We start from the raw sequence: 16,063 nt of genomic DNA on the forward strand, positions 1-16,063 counted from the left end.
AGGTCCTTCCGTAAGGATTGCTTAGAGGAGTGTCTCGAGGTAGTTCTTGCTGATTTTTGCTGCTTCGGCGGGGTCGCCGTCGTAGTTGTCGAGTTCGACCATGAGCCAGCTGTCGTAGGCGCTCTCCCGGATCGCAGCGATGATGTCCGGGAAATCGAGCTCACCTTCGCCCAGGGGGAGGAAGTTGAACGGGTCTTGTTGGAAGTCCTTGAGGTGGACATGCTGGATTCTGTCGGAGTACTTGCGGATAACCGCGGCCGGGTCCGCCCCGCCTGCCGCAAGGTGCGCCGTGTCCGGGCAGAACCCGATCCTGGTCAGCGGCATGAGCTTTTCCAGCTCGTCCGGGCTCTCCACGATGGTGCTGAGGTGCGGGTGGTAGCTCGCGGACAGGCCGAAGCTCTCCGCGATGTCCGCTACGCGGTCCAGCGCCTGGCCCAGCAGGTAATAGTCCTGTTCGGTGGTTCCAGCAGCCCGGCGCGCGCCGCCGCCAACCACCAGCCGTTCAGCTCCGAAGTTCGCAGCCAGTTCTGCGGCCTTCTGGATTCGGTGCATCTCGTCGGGAAGGATGTCGGCGTAGATGAAGTTGGCCCCCGTGTAGACACTCGTCAGCACGACTCCGTTGCTGCTGAGGATCTCTTTGAGTTCCTCCGGCTTGTCGGCATATTCGACCAGGTTTCCGTCGAACATCTCCACGCCCTCATAGCCGACGGCGGCGATGTCACGCACGGCGTCGCGCATGGATCCGTGGGTCATGTAGAAAAGGTCCTTGACGCTGGTCACGCCTTGCGGGTGTCCGACGACCCCGCCCCAGGTGATGGAACAGTAACCGAGTTTCATTGCATTTGCCTTTCAACTGCCGGAGAAGAGCTGGGAAAATCGAAGAGGTTGCCGGTGGGAACGTCCACCCATGACTGTCGTGCCGCGGAGGTAACCACTGCGTCCGTGAGGAGTGCTGCCCGGAGGCCATCCCGGAAGGTGGGCAGGCCCTCGGGTTCGTGTCCTTGGACAGCTGCATAGGTGTCAGCGACGAAAGCGTTGAAGCTGTCCTGGTACCCCTGGGGGTGACCCGCCGGGAGCTTGGCGTAGCGCCCGCCGCCCGGGGTGGACAGGGTCTCCGGCCCCACAGGAATGTGCGAAGTGGAATCCACGCGTCCAATGTGCAGGGTGTCCGGTGTTTCCTGGTTGAAGCTGAACGATGCCGCAGTTCCATCGAAAGAGAACCAGAGGCGGTTTTTTCTTCCTGGACTAACTTGGCTCACCACCAACGAACCGGTGGCCCCCTTGTCGGTTTCGAAGAGCAGTGTTGCCCCGTCCTCAGTTGATACCGGGGACAACTGGCCAAGGCTTTCGCGTTGTTCATGGGCCCGGCTTGTACTGGCCATGATCCTGGAGATGCGGTGTCCCGTGGTGAACTCCATCAGGTCGCACCAGTGCACTCCGATGTCACCGAAGGCCCTGGACGCTCCTCCGAGCTTGGAGTCGACCCGCCAGTTTGTTGCCGCTGCACCTGCCAGCCAGTCCTGCAGATAGGATCCGTGCAGCAGCCAGAGGCGGCCTGCCTCCCCGTTGTGGATGCGCTCGCGGGCCTCCCGGACTGCCGGATAGAACCTGTAGACGAAGGGCACGGCGGTGACCACATTTGCCTGTTCTGCAAGGTCCGTCAGTTCCTTGGCATCCTCAATGGTGGTGGCCAGGGGTTTCTCGCAGATGACGGCCTTGCCGGCGGCGATGGCCAAGCGTGCAAGGTCCGCATGGGTGGCGTTTGGGGTGCAGATGTGGACGACGTCCACGTCATCGCGGGCAATCAGGGCTTCGGGGGAGCCGGCCGCGGCCTGTGCACCCAATCGGGCCACAGCGGCCTCGGCACTGGCCAAACTACTCCCGGCTACTGCACTGACCGTGCTTCCTGCGGCCCGGACGGCATGGGAGTGGACTGTGCCCATGAATCCTGTGCCGATAATCCCGGCACGTGGTGTGGAGGCCATGGACTGTCACTTCTTCCGGGCGAGGGCGACTGCAAGGATGATGATGGCTCCGCGCACTACTTGCTGCTGGCTGCTGTCGAGGCCTGCAAGGATCAGTCCGTTGTTGATCAGGCCGATCAACAGGGCGCCGAAAAGGGTTCCGATGATGGAGCCGAATCCGCCGAAGAGGCTGGTCCCGCCGAGGATGACCGCAGCGATGGCTGAGAGTTCGTCACCGGCGCCCCACTGGAACCGTCCGGACTGGAGGCGGCCGGCGTAGAGCATTCCGGCAACACTGGCAACCATGCCGGAGATCAGCAGCACCTGGAACTTGATGCGCTTTGTATTGATGCCAGTGAATTCGGAGGCGTTGCGGTTGCCACCCGTAGCCAGGACCTGCCGGCCGAATTTGGTCCGGTTAAGCACGACGGCGCCGATGGCTACGAAGATGCCGCTCCACACCACAAGGCCCGGAATGGGTCCGAAGTTCCCGGATCCGAACACCGCGTTGAAGGTGTCGTCCAGGATGGGCTGGGGCGCTGAAGCGGTGATCCACTGCGCGACGCCCACGGCAATGCCGAGCATGCCGAGTGTCACGAGGAAGGAAGGGATGCCCAGGAGGCTGACCAGTGCGCCGTTGACCGATCCGACCACGAGGCCCACGGCCAGGCCGGCAAGTATGCCAGGGACCAGGCCCCATTGGGACAGGGCCATAGCGGTGCAGACGCTGGAGAGGCCGGCGACGGATCCCACGCTCAGGTCGATCTCGGCGCAGGCGATGACGTAGGTCATGCCCACTGCGATGACGGTGATGGTGGCCGTCTGCCGGAAGATGTTCAGCAGGTTGTTCGGTGACATGAATCCCTGGTCGCGCAGCAGGACCGCGAAGATCAGGAAGACGACGACGAAGCCGATGTAAATGACGTAGCGCCGCCAGTCGAGGTCCTTCAGGATGGTGCCGACGTTGCGGGGTGCCCCGGTGTCCCGTGGCGCGATGGTGTTTGTCTTGCTCACTGTTCAGACTCCCTGGACTGCAAGTTGTAGATATTCCTCGCCAGCAATGTCGCTGCGGGGGATGTCGCGGATGATGGAGCCGTCCTTGAGGACGAGGACGCGGTCGCTGACCGCGAGTAGTTCGGGATACTCGGAGGAGATGACGATGATGGCTTTGCCATCGCTTGCCAGTTCGCGGATCATGTCCAGGATTTCGCTCTTGGTGCCAATGTCGACGCCGGCCGTCGGCTCATCGAGGATCAGGATGTCGGGATCGGTGCCCAGCCACTTGGCGATGACCACCTTTTGTTGGTTGCCGCCCGAGAGCAGCCGCACGGGCCGGTGGGGGTGGGCGACCTTGACTGCGAACCTCTTGATCAGCGACGCGGACAACTCGTTGCCCTTGGCGCCATCAAGAAGGGGGCCACGCTGAATGTGCTTCAGGAGCGGCAGCAGCAGGTTGTCCTGGACCGAGTGTTCCAGGACGAGGCCTTGTGCCCTGCGATCCTCCGGGACAAGGGCGATACCGGCGTTGATGGCCTGCTGCGGAGATGCCAGGGTAACTTTCCTGCCCCGGATGAGGACCTGCCCGCTGTCCAGTTTGTCGATGCCGAAAAGTGCCCGCGCGAGTTCTGTCCGCCCGCTGCCCATGAGCCCGGCCAGGCCGAGGATTTCGCCGGGCCGCAGTGCGAAAGAAACGTCCCGGACCCGTAGGCCCGCGTTCAGCCCGCGCACTTCCAGCAGTGGCTCGACGTCGGTGCCCACATCGTTCCGCGCCCGATAGGAAAGTTGGCCCTCGACCTTCTTGCCCACGATTCCTTCGACGATTTGTTCGGGAGTGACCTCCGTCAGTGGCTCGGTGAAGAGGTGCCTTCCATCGCGCAGGATGGTGATCCGGTCCGCCAACCTGTACACCTCATCCATGCGGTGGGAGATGTAGATGATGGAGATTCCGCGCTGCTTGAGGCGGTCGATCAATTCGAAGAGCGCCTCGGACTCGTGCCGGGCCAAACTTGCCGTGGGCTCATCCATGATCAGCACTTGTGCGTTCTGCGCGAGGGCTTTGGCGATTTCGGTCAGCTGCCAATAGGCGGTGCCAAGCCGCGAGACCTGGGCGCCGGCGTCGACGTCGACCTCCATCTCGGCGAAGACTTCCTTGGCCCGTCGCACCGCGGCGCGGTCATCGATGAGGCCGCCCCGGCCGAGCGGCTCTGCGCCAAGGAAGATGTTCTGGGCAACGGTAAGGCTGGGTACGAGGCTGAATTCCTGGAAAACCATCCCGATTCCGGCGGACTTCGCATCCTGGATCGAGTTGATGGCGGCCGGTTTGCCGCCAATGAGGATTTCTCCGGCATCCGTCTGGTAGACGCCCTGGAGGATCTTCATGAGGGTGGACTTCCCGGCCCCGTTGCCCCCGGCCAGTGCGTGGACCTCGCCCTTGCGGACATCGAAGCCGACATCCTTCAGAACGGACACGCCGTTGAAGGCCTTGGATATCGAGCGCATCTCGACGACATTGTCTGCGGTGTTCATTTCCCGCCCTTTCGGCGCGGTGCGGGGGCCTGGGCCCCCGCACCGTAGGATCTGGCTACTTCTTGTAGGAGTCCTGGATGTCCTTGGGAGCGTCCTCGTGGTAGACCTGCTTCCAGGCTTCAAGGACGTTCGAGTGGTCAACAGGGAGGGCGCTCAGGGCCACGTACGGAGGTGCTTGCTTGCCGAGAAGTGCTCCTGCCGCGAGCCGGGCTTCGGTGACACCCTGGTCGAACGGAACCTGGGCGCCGAGGCCGACGACGAGTTCGTCCTTGGCCAGGGCGATGGCCACGTTCTTGCCGAGGTCCTCCGTGGCGATTTTCAGGTCCTGCCGGCCGGCCGCGCGGGCCGCCGCCATGACGCCTTCAGCCGGGACGTCCCACACGGCCCAGATGCCGGCCAGGTCAGGGTACTTGCTGATCATCGCGTTGGCAGCAGCCTGTGCGTCTCCAGCGAAGTCCGGGCCCGCGATGCCCTTTTCTTCGACGATCTGGATGTCGGGGTATTCCTTGGCGATAGTCTCCTTGAACCCTTCGTGTCGCTGCTTGGTCACGAAGAAGTCGGCTTGGTGAAACACGAGGCCGATCTTTCCCTTGCCGCCCAGGGCTTTGGCCATCTGGTGAGCGGAGACGACGCCGTTGCCGTAGTTGTCAGCCGAAACAACTGAAACGTAGTCCGTGCCGGGAGTCAGACCCTGGGGGACGTTGTCCATGAAGACGAGCTTTGTGCCGGCAGCCGCAGCCTTTTTGTACGCGGAGGCCGTGGCCACCGGGTCCGTGGGGATGGAGACGATGACATCCGGGTCCTGCGTCATGACGGTCTCGATATCCGAAACCTGCTTGTCCGGCTTGAAATTCGCGTCCGTTGTCGCGATGACCTTGATGCCGAGCTTTTCGAATTCACTCTTGAGGCCGTTGACCTGGGCCGTTGCCCAGTCGTTGCCGCCGTAGTGCATCACGATTGCGGCCTTGGCGTTGAGTGCCTTGATCTTCTCGATCTCCTCCGGCGTCAGATCTGACACGGATGCCGGGGAGGGGGATTCGCCGTTGGGGCCCTTGCTCAGGACCTGGCCCTTGATCTTGTCGAGAGCCTGCTGGGCCTTTTCGGACACGCCGGCGTCGGGTGCGTTCGACGTGCTCGCCGCCGAGCTGCTGCACGAGGCTACGGAAAGTGACAGGACTGCGGCCAAAGCCACGAGGGGAAGCCTGCGGATCATCATTGTTCTCCAGTGCTTATGAGGGGATGTGGTGGTGGAGGGCGGGAACGAGCGCGCCTGCAACCGTTGTTAGGGCGGACGGACCCTTTCCGGCGGAACCGTCGATGGTGGACGCCGAAGAGTCTGCGGGGGCGGTCCGCTTCATCCTTGGTGAACCCGGACCGTAATCGCTTACGGGAGTTCCGTGAACGTTTACGGAACCGATCGTAAACGTTTACGGTAGAGAGTGTCAAACATCACGCCCCGCCCATTTCGAAGTAACCGGATGGGACGGGCGCACGTAGTATTGGTACGCATCGGCCCGGTTGGACGGTGTGGGGACAGGAGAGAGCGTGTCAGGCATAACGGTTCCACGTGGAGCGAACGGGCAAACAGGAGCCACGTTGCGGCGGAAGCCGACCATCAACGATGTGGCGGAGATTGCGGGCGTGTCCTTTGGTACTGTCTCCCGCGTCCTGAACAACGCCCCGGACGTGAGTGCGGCCACCCGGGAACGCGTCCTGCAGGCCATAAAGGACATCGGCTACCGCAGGAACCGGGCAGCCACTGCCCTTGTCACCAACCGGTCAACATCCATCGGGCTGCTCTCTGATGGTTCCCCGCGGTTCGGTCCGGTAGGGACACTCATGGCCCTGGAAACCGTTGCACGGAAGAAGGGGTATGCCACAACAGTCATCAGCGTGGATAAACCCTACGACGAGTCCGTGCAGGCGGCCTTGGACACTCTGGACGACACCGGCGTTGGGGGCATCATCGTCGTCGCACCCTTGGTCGACATGGCGTCGGCTGTCTGGAATGCCTCCTGCCGGGTACCCGTGGAAATGATCGCGGCAGGAGCGTCATCAACTCCGAATGTCTTCACCTACTCGGAAAACCAGGAACTCGGAGCCCGGCTCGCCACCCAGCACCTCATCGACCTCGGCCACACCGACATCGCGCACTTGGCAGGCTCCATGGACTGGTTTGACGGGCGCGTGCGCAAACGCGGCTGGGAGGCAGCCCTGGGTGACGCCGGACTTCCGCCGGGGCTGTGCCTGGAGGGCGATTGGAGTCCCCGATGGGCCTATGAAACCGGCCTCCGCCTTGTCCGGGAGGGAAAGGTTCCCCAAGCTGTTTTTGCAGCCAGCGACCATACGGCACTCGGACTCATACGGGCCTTGACCGAAAATGGAATCCGTGTCCCGGAGGACGTCAGTGTGGTGGGATTCGACGACATCGAAGGTTCAGACTATTTCCTGCCCCCGCTGACCACTGTGCGTCAGGACTTCACAGCCCTGGCGCACATGAGCATGGAGGTCCTCCTGGGCGCCATGGAGGGGCGGGAGGTTGACCGCACCCCGATATCGCCCACCCTTGTTGTGCGCGAAAGTTCCACGCGGGCAACACGCCATTCAGGAAGAGATACCTAGCCTTCAGGGTCCTGCTGGCAGGTCAGCTTGAGCGGACCTTCCGTTGGGACCTGAGCACGACGACGGCGCCTGCAACGAGCAGCAGCCAGTGGACGATCCGGCTTTCGCTTCCCGGGGCCATTTCTCAGGCTGGCGCTCGGGGAAGTCCCAGTGCGCGCCAGTCTCGATGCCTGGCTGTTCGCGGGGGTAGGAGGGGCGGCGGGGTCGAGATCGGCACCCCACCCCGGGATCCGGGCCCGCAAAGCCTCTGCAGACTCTCTTTTGCCGGTCTTTTCGGCGACGTAAGGTGTGGCTGTTTCAATCAAGGTGTGCTCCCTTCAGGACTGGCAACCCACGAAAATCTTCACCCCACCCTCACATTCCGTTCATGACGGCCGGAAAGGGTGGATGCCATGACCGACTTTTCACGCCGCACCCTCGTCAAGTCCTCCCTCGCCGGCCTTACGCTGGCCGGCCTCACCGTAGGGGCCGCCGGCCCGGCCGGCGCAGCACCTGCAGCCATCCCGCTGGTCCGCAAGCGACTCACGCTCCCCACGGGCATTGCCACCGGGGACGTCACCACGGATTCGGCCGTCCTGTGGTCGCGCGCCTCAGGACCCGGACGTCTCACCGCCACCCTCAACGCCATCGACGACGCCGGGGAGCTCCTGCGTGGACGCTACGGGTTCAGCCGAACCATTCGTGGACCCCTGGCCACGGAAGCCAGTGACTTCACCGCGAAAATCCACGCCAAGGGACTGCCTGCGGGCACAAGGTTCAGGCTGGAGCTGAACTTTGAGGATGAGAACGGCATGGGCGAAGCCGGGCAAGGCACTTTCAGCACGGCGCCCGGAAACAAGGAACCCAACGACGGCGACCCGTCGGGAGGCCGCGGAGGCGGCAGGCCGGCGTCGTCCTCCCAGTCCTTCGTCTGGACCGGCGATACCGCCGGCCAAGGCTGGGGCATCAACGAGGAGATCGGCGGCATGCGCGGTTACAAGGCCATGCATGACGTCCGCCCGGACTTCTTCATCCATTCGGGAGATACCATCTACGCCGACGGCCCCATCGCGGAATCAGTAACCGAGAAGGACGGCCAGGTCTGGCGCAACATCGTCACCGAGGAAGTCTCCAAAGTAGCCGAAACCCTCAAGGAATTCCGGGGCCGGCACCGCTACAACTCCCTCGACGCCAACATGCGTTCCTTGTTCGCCGACGTGCCGGTCATCGCGCAGTGGGACGACCACGAAACGCACAACAACTGGTACCCGGGCCAGGTCCTGGACGACGCGCGCTATACCGAACGCAACGTCGACGTCCTCGCCGCGCGCGGGCGGCAGGCGTGGCAGGAGAACATGCCGATCGCGGACTCGGCGGCACTGTGGCGCCCCGGAACCTACGACGCCGGCCAGTACCAGCCCGCACGCATCTACCGCAAGATTCCGCGCGGCCCGCAACTGGACATCTTCTGCCTGGACATGCGGACGTACAAGTCGCCGAACACCGACGGCAAGGAGCCCTACACCACCAACATCCTGGGCCAGGAGCAGGTGGACTGGCTGATCAAGGAAGTCCGGCAGTCCAAGGCCACCTGGAAGGTCATCGCCGCGGACCTGCCCTTGGGCATCGTGGTGCCTGACGGTCCCGTGAACCAGGAGAGCCTGTCCAACCGGGACAATGGTGCGCCGCTGGGCCGGGAACTGGAGATCGCCGGGGTTTTGAGCGCCTTCAAGAAGTATGGCGTGAAGAACACGGTGTGGCTCACCGCCGACGTCCACTACTGCGCCGCCCACCATTATTCTCCGGAGCGGGCATCCTTCAAGGACTTCCAGCCATTCTGGGAGTTCGTTGCGGGGCCCATCAACGCCGGCTCTTTCGGCCCGAACGACATGGACGGGACCTTCGGGCCGGACGTCGTGTTTTCCAAGGCGGGCCGGTTCCCGGGTGAGTCCCCGCGCAACGGGGAGAACCAGTTCTTCGGGCATGTGGAACTCGGTTCGGATGATTCGTTCACCGTGAGTCTGCGCAACGCCAATGGAGCTGCGGTGTTCTCGAAGGTGCTCAGCCCCGAACGCTGACCGTCGCCGCGCTCCGCCGCTCCGGGAGTCCGTGGTCAAATTGACCCGTACCCATGAACCGGAGCGGACGGAGCGCGCATGGTGCTGTTTGACCCCTTGGAACGGCAGATCGTTGCCGCCTTGCAGTTGGACCCCCGCTGCCCGTGGCGCAAGATGGCCGCGGTGCTCGGGGAAGCCGAGCGGACAGTGGCGCGCCGTGGATCGCAGCTGCTGGAATCCGGTGCGGTGGCCGTTGTCGGGATTCGCCCCAGGCCCGCTGTAGTGCTGGTGCAGATGCGATGCATGCCTGGAACGGTCCGTGCCGCCGCTCAGGCCTTGTCGCAGCGCAATGACACGACGTTCGTCTACACCACCACGGGAACCGGCGACTGTGTGGCCGAGATCCTCACCGAACCGTCCCGTATGGGCACCGTCCTGTCCGATGAGTTGCCGTCCACTATTGGTTTACGCGATTCCACCAGCTATCCCGTTCTTCGGTACTTCCGCACTATCCGAGGTTGGCGGCCTGAGATCCTCACCGCTGACCGGGTAGAGGCATTCCGTTCAGCCCTGACCCCTGATTCGGGCGTCCTGGTTCCGCGGCAGGAGCTCAGCCGCCAGGACAACGAGCTCATCGATGCGCTGTGCGCCGATGGCCGGATGAGTTTCGAAGCGCTGGGGCGACGGGTTGGTGTTTCCGAGGCTACGGCGCGTCGGCGCAGCGAATGGCTGCTGACCAACAACCAGGTCCACTTGCGGGCGATCGTTGAGCCTGCCGCTTTCGGTCTTGGTGTCGAGGCCCTGCTGTGGATCCGGGCGTCGCCGCACCAGGTCGAGCCGGTGGGCAAGAGCCTCGCGGAGCTCCCCACTGTCCGCTATGCTGCGGCAATTGCCGGCGACTATCAGATCATGGCCGACGTCACTGTGGAGGACATGTCGTCCCTCTATCGCTTCATCACCGATTCGGAATGGGCCCGGAACGCCGCTGGCGTGGACGTTTCCATCCTGCTCGATGCCCGCAAGCGCGGTGGTCGGCTCATGCGCTCGCCGTCGTAAGCCGTGCCGGTTCTGCTGTGACAACAGGGGCGACGGCGGCGTACCCCGTCTGCTGCTCGAAGGCGCGCCCATAGCGGAGAAGCTGCATATCGGTGTAGTGGTTGGAAGCGAGTTGAAGCCCGATGGGCAGCCCGGCGGAGCTGAAGCCGGCGGGGACGCTGAGGACGGGGAGCCCCGTAGCGGACAACAGGCACGCCGAGCGCATCCAGTCCAGGTAGGTTTCGGAGGCAACGCCCGCGACGTCGTCGGGATAACGAAGCGTAGCGTCGAAGGGAAGGACCTGGGCGCAGGGGCTTGCGAAGAGATCGAAGCGGCCGAAGAACTCCTGCACGCTGCGTTCCAGGCGAGTCCTGGCAGCCGTGGTTTCGATGAGGTCCCGGGCAGTCAGCGCGAACCCCTTGTTCACGTTCCAATGCACTTCCGGCTTGATGACGTCACCGGAACGCTCCAGGATCGGGCCCAGTCCTGCGGCGAAGTCCATGGCCCGGGTGTTCCCGAAAACGAGGTCAGCCTCGCTGAAGTCCGGCGTTGCTTCCTCCACGATCGCACCCAGGTCTGCGAACACCGACAACTGCCGTTCCAGGTGCTCCAGGATCTCCGGTTCCACCGGCACGCCGATCCCGAAATCCCGGGACCAGCCGATCCGCACACCCCGCATGTCCGTCTCCAAGCTGGAGCGGAAAACCTTGGGATCCAGCCCTTCGGGGTGCGGTACCCGGGGATCGCTGCCTGCGGTCACGGACATGAACAACGCAATGTCCTCCACGCTGCGGGCCATAGGCCCTGTCCTTCCCAGCCACGCATAGGCGTTGACGTCGGACGGCATGGGGATCACCGCCGTCGACGGCCGGAAGCCCACCACGTTGCAGAACGAAGCCGGGATCCGGAGCGAACCGCCCATGTCGCTGCCGTCGCCGATCGCCTGGATCCGGGAAGCGACGACGGCGGCCACCCCGCCACTGCTGCCCCCGGCGCTCAGGGCGGGCGCGTACGGGTTGGTGGTGGTTCCGAAGAGGTCGTTGAACGTGTGTGATCCGGCTCCGAACTCGGGAACGTTGGACTTGCCGGTGCTGACGACGCCCGCCGACTTGAGCCGCGCAATGATGAGGTCGTCGGCATCGGGCACGAAGTCGCGCAACGCCAGGGAGCCTTGGGTGGTGCGCATGCCGGCGGTGTTGTTGGTGTCCTTATGGGTCATGGGCAGGCCATGCAGGGGAGGCAGTTCGGCCCCGGACGCCGTCAGCTGATCGGCATTGAGCGCCAGGGCACGTGCGCCTTCGGCATCCAACGTCACCACGGCGTTGATCACCGGGTTCACATCCGAAATCCGCTGGAGATGATCGTCCAGGGCTTCGCGCGCCGAGATTTCCTTGCTGCGGATCGCGGCGGTGAGTTCGACGGCGGACAGCTCGCCAATGGTGCTGGACATGGTGCTCCTTTGCTGGATATTCGCTTGCTGAAAGTGTGCCGAGTCACATCGCACCCCGGAAGGGCGCCCCGCCCAAGCGGCATCGTTTGACTGTTTCGGCCAGATATTTGGCGGATTCCGTCAGCTATTGTGTGTGATCCGGCTCATAGCGGAAGGTGTTGCTAACCCACTGGCCGATCCGGTCGATGGGCGTTCTTCCGCGGAAAGCAGGTTGCGGCCGCCACGCCGATCCACATCGAGTAGCCGCCGCCGCCCCCCACACCGTCAGCACGCAGCAGAAAGAAGAAGACCATGACGCAAACAGCCACTGTCCTCCACCTCGATACCGAACAGACCACGGCGCTCCACGAGCTGTACCGCAGGCTCCACGCACACCCCGAACTCTCCATGCAGGAGCACGCCACGGCTGCCCTTATCGAGGAACAGCTGGACCGGCTCGGTGTGGACCACTTCCGCTGCGGCGGGACAGGGGTGGTCGGCATCCTGCGCAACGGTGAGGGGCCCGTAGTCGCGTTCCGCGCGGACACCGATGGGCTGCCCATCGAAGAGGCCACGGGCCTGGACTACGCCAGCACGGACACGGGAATGCTGGACGGTTCCGAGGTTCCGGTGATGCACGGCTGCGGCCACGACACCCACGTGGCCAGCCTGTTGGGAGCTGCGGAAATCCTCGCCGGAAACCAGGACGCCTGGTCAGGGACGCTGGTGCTGATTTTCCAGCCCGGTGAAGAAACGGCCGCCGGGGCGCTGGCCATGCTGGAGGACGGGCTCTGGGACAGGGCTCCCCGCCCGGAGGTCGTGTTCGGGCAGCACGTCATGCCACGGCCCGTGGGCACAGTATCGATTTCCAGCGGTCCGGTGGCAGCAATGGCTGATTCCCTCCGCGTGACGGTCCACGGACAGCAGTCGCACGGCTCGCAGCCCCAGGACTCCATCGATCCCATCGTCATGGCAGCCCACATGGTTACCCGGCTGCAGACCATCGTGTCCCGCGAGCTGGATCCACGGAAGTCCGCCGTCGTAACGGTTGGAACCTTCCATGCCGGCCTGAAGGAGAACATCATCCCGGCTTCGGCTGAGTTCACCCTCAACATCCGCACCTTCGACGAAGAGGTCCGAGGCCAGGTCCTGACCGCCGTCCGACGCATCATTGAGGCCGAGGCAGCTGCCTCCGGAGCACCGGGCCCGAAGATCGAAGAGCTGTACCGCTTCCCGCAGTGCTACAACGACCCCGACGCCGTTCCTTCTGTTTTGGAGGCACTGCGAGATGCGTTGGGGGCTGAGTCTGTCGAGGTGACCCCGCCCATGATGGGCAGCGAAGACTTTGGACACCTGGGTACGGCCATTGGCGTCCCTTCCGTGTTCTGGATGTTCGGCGGTACGCCGGGTGCTGTGTTCGACGGTCCGGGACCAGTCCCGGTCAACCATTCGCCCTTCTTCGCTCCCGAGCTGGAGGGTTCCCTGACCGGGGGAGTCTCTGCCGCCGTCGCCGTCCTCCTGTCCCGCCTGGGCAACTGAGCTGCAAGGAGCGTCCCTATGACTTCAGCATTGACCGAACCGGCACCTGCGCTTCAGGACACCGGCGGCCCGCTTTCCGGCAGGCTCGTGGTGGACCTCAGCCGGGCGCTCGCAGGCCCGCATGCGGCCATGATGATGGGCGACCTGGGAGCACGGGTCATCAAGATCGAGAATCCTGGCACGGGGGATGACACCCGCGGGTGGGGTCCGCCTTTCGTCGGCCCCGAGGACGATCCACAGGCCACCTACTTCCTCTCCTGCAACCGAAACAAGGAGTCCCTGGCCCTGGACCTCAAGAGCGAAGACGGCCGGACAGTCCTGCGCCAACTCCTGGAACGGGCCGACGTGGTGGTGGAGAACTTCCGGCCCGGGGTCCTGGACCGGTTGGGCTTCAGCACCGACGCCATGCACAGGATCAACCCGCGCCTGGTGATCCTGTCCATCACCGGATTTGGCCACGATGGTCCCGAATCACAGCGCAGCGGTTACGACCAGATCCTCCAGGGTGAGGCCGGGCTCATGTCCCTGACGGGCTCGGGACCCGATGATCCACAACGTGTGGGGGTGCCCATCGCGGACCTGCTCTCCGGCATGTACGGGGCCTACGGGGTGGTCGCGGCCCTGCTGGAGCGTGAACAAACCGGCCGTGGACAGGTGGTGCGGACGTCGCTACTGGCATCACTGGTGGGAGTCCACGCGTTCCAGGGAACCAAAGTCACGGTAGCCGGCGAATCCCCGGAAGCCCAGGGCAACCACCACCCCTCCATCGCGCCGTATGGGCTCTTCCGTTGCCGTAACGGAAGTGTGCAGATCAGTGTCGGCAGCGAGAAGCTGTGGGCGGCCTTCACCTCCGCCTTTGGCCTTGATCCCACGGCCGACGGCGTTGCCACCAACGCTGATCGGGTGCGGAACCGCACGCACGTGATCGACGTAGTCGAAACAGCGTTTGCCGACTACGACGCCGAACCGTTGCTGGCGAAACTTGCCGGCGCGGGAATTCCCGCCGGGAAGGTGCGCTCCTTGAAAGAGGTCTATGAGTGGCCGCAACTGGCTTCGCAAGGCCTGCTGATCGACGTTGACCACCCGGTGCTCGGAGCTGTCACGCTGCCCGGACCGCCGCTGCGTTTCTTCGACAACGTCTCCGGGGCGGAAGCCACCCGGCGAGCCCATTGTGCGCCTCCGGTGCTCAACCAGCACAACGAGGAGATCCGGGGCTGGCTCGCGGGGGAGGACATTGATGACTGAAACGGCTACGCGACGGCGCCTCGGCGCGCGCGAACTGCTGGAGACAATGCTCGACGCCGGGAGCTACCTTTCGTGGGACGCCCCGGTTCGCGGGGTGGCAGGCGACGGGACCCGAAACACCGGGTATGCGGCCGACCTGGCAGCGGCCCGGGGCAAGTCCGGCAGCGACGAATCCGTTCTCACCGGGGAGGGCCGGATACGGAACCATCGGGTCGCCGTCGTGGTTTCCGACTTCGCTTTCCTGGCCGGGTCCATCGGGCGCGATGCCGCCCAAAGGTTGGTGTCCGCCGTCGAACGTGCCACCGGGCTTGGGCTGCCGCTGGTGGCGATGCCTGCATCCGGGGGGACGCGCATGCAGGAGGGAACCCCTGCGTTCCTGGGCATGGTGGACATCGTGGCGGCCGTGCAGGAACATCGAACCGCGGGCCTGCCGTACTTGGTGTACCTCCGGCATCCGACCACGGGTGGGGTCATGGCATCGTGGGGTTCGCTGGGACATGTGACCGTTGCAGAGCCGGGTGCGCTCCTGGGTTTCCTGGGCCCGCGCGTCTATGAGGCACTGCATGGAGAGGCTTTTCCCTCAGGTGTCCAAACGGCGGAGAACCTCTTCGACCACGGATTGGTGGACGCCGTGGTTCCGCCTGAAGGGTTGGGGGACTACTTTGGGCGGGTGCTGGATCTGCTTGAGCCCGGGCACGTGGTGGCCGGCGGTGCGCTGCCGTCCACCAGCTCCGCCACGGCCGGGGCAGCCGGGCAGACTGCTTGGGAGTCCGTCCTCCGTTCCCGGGATCCCCTGCGGCCATCCACTGCTGAACTCCTGCGGCATGCCGCGGGCAGTGTTGTGTTGCTGCGTGGGGCGGGTGATGGCACCAAAGACCACGGCATGCTGGTGGCCCTTGCCCGATTCGGCGCCACCTCGTGCGTGCTGGTGGGGCATCAACGCAACAACGCGATGGGACCGGCCTCGCTGCGGGATGCCCGGCGCGGGATGCGTCTGGCCAAGGAACTGCGGCTGCCGCTGGTCACCGTTATCGACACACCGGGGGCCTCCCTCTCCCGGGAGGCCGAAGAAGGCGGGCTCGCCGCTGAGATCGCCCGCTCGTTGTACGACCTCCTCGGAGTGGGGATTCCTACGTTGTCAGTCTTGCTGGGGCAAGGGACAGGGGGAGGGGCACTGGCCCTCCTGCCGGCCGACCGGACCATAGCGGCACAGAACGCCTGGCTGGCCCCGCTGCCACCGGAAGGAGCCAGTGCCATCGTCCACCGGACCACCGCGCACGCCGCGGCGCTCGCAGGAAGTCAGGGCATCACCGCGGCCGCGCTCGCAGCCAGTGGTGTGGTGGATGCGGTGGTGGAGGAAGTCCCGGATGCCGCCGCGGCCCCGATGGAGTTCTGTGACCGCCTGGGTGAGACGATCGCCGTCGAACTCTTGGGACTCGCGCGAAGCGGTGCTCCCGGGCTTCACCAAAGGCGGGCCAAATACCGGGCGCTGGTTAGCTGAGTTGCGGGAGTTATTGCCGCCTGGCCGTCTCACGTGAGGTACCGAAAGACGCCCCATCCTGGCGTCCTCACCACACAACCATGCCGATGGCTGGCGCTGAACGTGGGCCGTCGTTTGGCCGATGAAGACTGAAATACTGCTGGGGCACCGCACGCAATACAACTCA

Annotated in this window: 12 protein-coding genes and 1 pseudogene; 6 read left to right on the forward strand and 7 right to left on the reverse strand. The window is 64.5% G+C overall.

What is annotated here, in order from left to right; all coding sequences use genetic code 11:
• Nucleotides 1–21 precede the first annotated feature (21 nt).
• Genes ACNAOU_RS03940 through ACNAOU_RS03960 form a run of 5 tightly spaced genes read right to left on the reverse strand, consistent with a single transcriptional unit; the run spans nt 22 to nt 5,706 of the window.
• Entirely contained in the window at nt 22–837 is an 816-nt protein-coding gene (locus ACNAOU_RS03940; RefSeq protein WP_422758070.1) for a sugar phosphate isomerase/epimerase family protein, read from the reverse strand.
• Nucleotides 834–1,985, reverse strand: coding sequence for a Gfo/Idh/MocA family protein (locus tag ACNAOU_RS03945; RefSeq protein WP_039239755.1), 1,152 nt, complete (start codon nt 1,983–1,985; stop codon nt 834–836). Before ACNAOU_RS03945 ends, ACNAOU_RS03940 begins: the two co-directional genes overlap by 4 nt.
• Nucleotides 1,986–1,991: 6 nt before the next feature.
• Complete coding sequence (locus ACNAOU_RS03950) at nt 1,992–2,978, reverse strand: ABC transporter permease (protein ID WP_079581516.1); 987 nt, start codon at nt 2,976–2,978, stop codon at nt 1,992–1,994.
• 3 nt (nt 2,979–2,981) lie between these two features.
• Nucleotides 2,982–4,490: a sugar ABC transporter ATP-binding protein gene (locus ACNAOU_RS03955; protein ID WP_422758071.1), complete on the reverse strand. Its 1,509-nt coding sequence runs from the start codon at nt 4,488–4,490 to the stop codon at nt 2,982–2,984.
• Between the two features lie 55 nt (nt 4,491–4,545).
• Entirely contained in the window at nt 4,546–5,706 is a 1,161-nt protein-coding gene (locus ACNAOU_RS03960; RefSeq protein WP_018777917.1) for a substrate-binding domain-containing protein, read from the reverse strand.
• Nucleotides 5,707–6,035: 329 nt separating this feature from the next.
• Between ACNAOU_RS03960 and ACNAOU_RS03965 the strand changes: the two genes are divergently transcribed.
• Nucleotides 6,036–7,112 (forward strand): LacI family DNA-binding transcriptional regulator, encoded by a 1,077-nt coding sequence (locus ACNAOU_RS03965; protein WP_422758072.1) that lies wholly within the window; start codon nt 6,036–6,038, stop codon nt 7,110–7,112.
• A 108-nt stretch (nt 7,113–7,220) separates the two neighbouring features.
• On the opposite strand, the pseudogene ACNAOU_RS03970 reads toward ACNAOU_RS03965, so the two are convergent.
• Nucleotides 7,221–7,417 (reverse strand): annotated as a pseudogene (locus ACNAOU_RS03970) (hypothetical protein); the annotation flags it as partial.
• 87 nt (nt 7,418–7,504) lie between these two features.
• Here ACNAOU_RS03970 and ACNAOU_RS03975 point away from each other — a divergent pair.
• Nucleotides 7,505–9,169, forward strand: coding sequence for an alkaline phosphatase D family protein (locus ACNAOU_RS03975; RefSeq protein WP_422758074.1), 1,665 nt, complete (start codon nt 7,505–7,507; stop codon nt 9,167–9,169).
• 78 nt (nt 9,170–9,247) lie between these two features.
• The gene (locus tag ACNAOU_RS03980) at nt 9,248–10,204 is read left to right on the forward strand and encodes an Lrp/AsnC family transcriptional regulator (protein WP_079581514.1); all 957 of its coding nucleotides are present in this window, start codon (nt 9,248–9,250) and stop codon (nt 10,202–10,204) included.
• Here the strand turns inward: ACNAOU_RS03980 and ACNAOU_RS03985 are convergent.
• Nucleotides 10,185–11,633 (reverse strand): amidase family protein, encoded by a 1,449-nt coding sequence (locus tag ACNAOU_RS03985; RefSeq protein WP_422758075.1) that lies wholly within the window; start codon nt 11,631–11,633, stop codon nt 10,185–10,187. The two genes, ACNAOU_RS03980 and ACNAOU_RS03985, sit on opposite strands and share 20 nt — an antisense overlap.
• A 291-nt stretch (nt 11,634–11,924) precedes the next feature.
• Here ACNAOU_RS03985 and ACNAOU_RS03990 point away from each other — a divergent pair, with 291 nt between their 5' ends.
• Genes ACNAOU_RS03990 through ACNAOU_RS04000 form a run of 3 tightly spaced genes read left to right on the forward strand, consistent with a single transcriptional unit; the run spans nt 11,925 to nt 15,897 of the window.
• Nucleotides 11,925–13,151, forward strand: a complete 1,227-nt coding sequence (locus tag ACNAOU_RS03990) for an amidohydrolase (RefSeq protein WP_422758077.1) — start codon at nt 11,925–11,927, stop codon at nt 13,149–13,151.
• An 18-nt stretch (nt 13,152–13,169) separates the two neighbouring features.
• Nucleotides 13,170–14,396: a CaiB/BaiF CoA transferase family protein gene (locus ACNAOU_RS03995; RefSeq protein ID WP_422758078.1), complete on the forward strand. Its 1,227-nt coding sequence runs from the start codon at nt 13,170–13,172 to the stop codon at nt 14,394–14,396.
• Nucleotides 14,389–15,897, forward strand: coding sequence for a carboxyl transferase domain-containing protein (locus ACNAOU_RS04000; RefSeq protein ID WP_422758079.1), 1,509 nt, complete (start codon nt 14,389–14,391; stop codon nt 15,895–15,897). Before ACNAOU_RS03995 ends, ACNAOU_RS04000 begins: the two co-directional genes overlap by 8 nt.
• Nucleotides 15,898–16,063 lie beyond the last annotated feature (166 nt).

This window comes from Paenarthrobacter sp. C1, assembly GCF_049315185.1.
Taxonomy (GTDB): Bacteria; Actinomycetota; Actinomycetes; order Actinomycetales; family Micrococcaceae; genus Arthrobacter; species Arthrobacter nicotinovorans.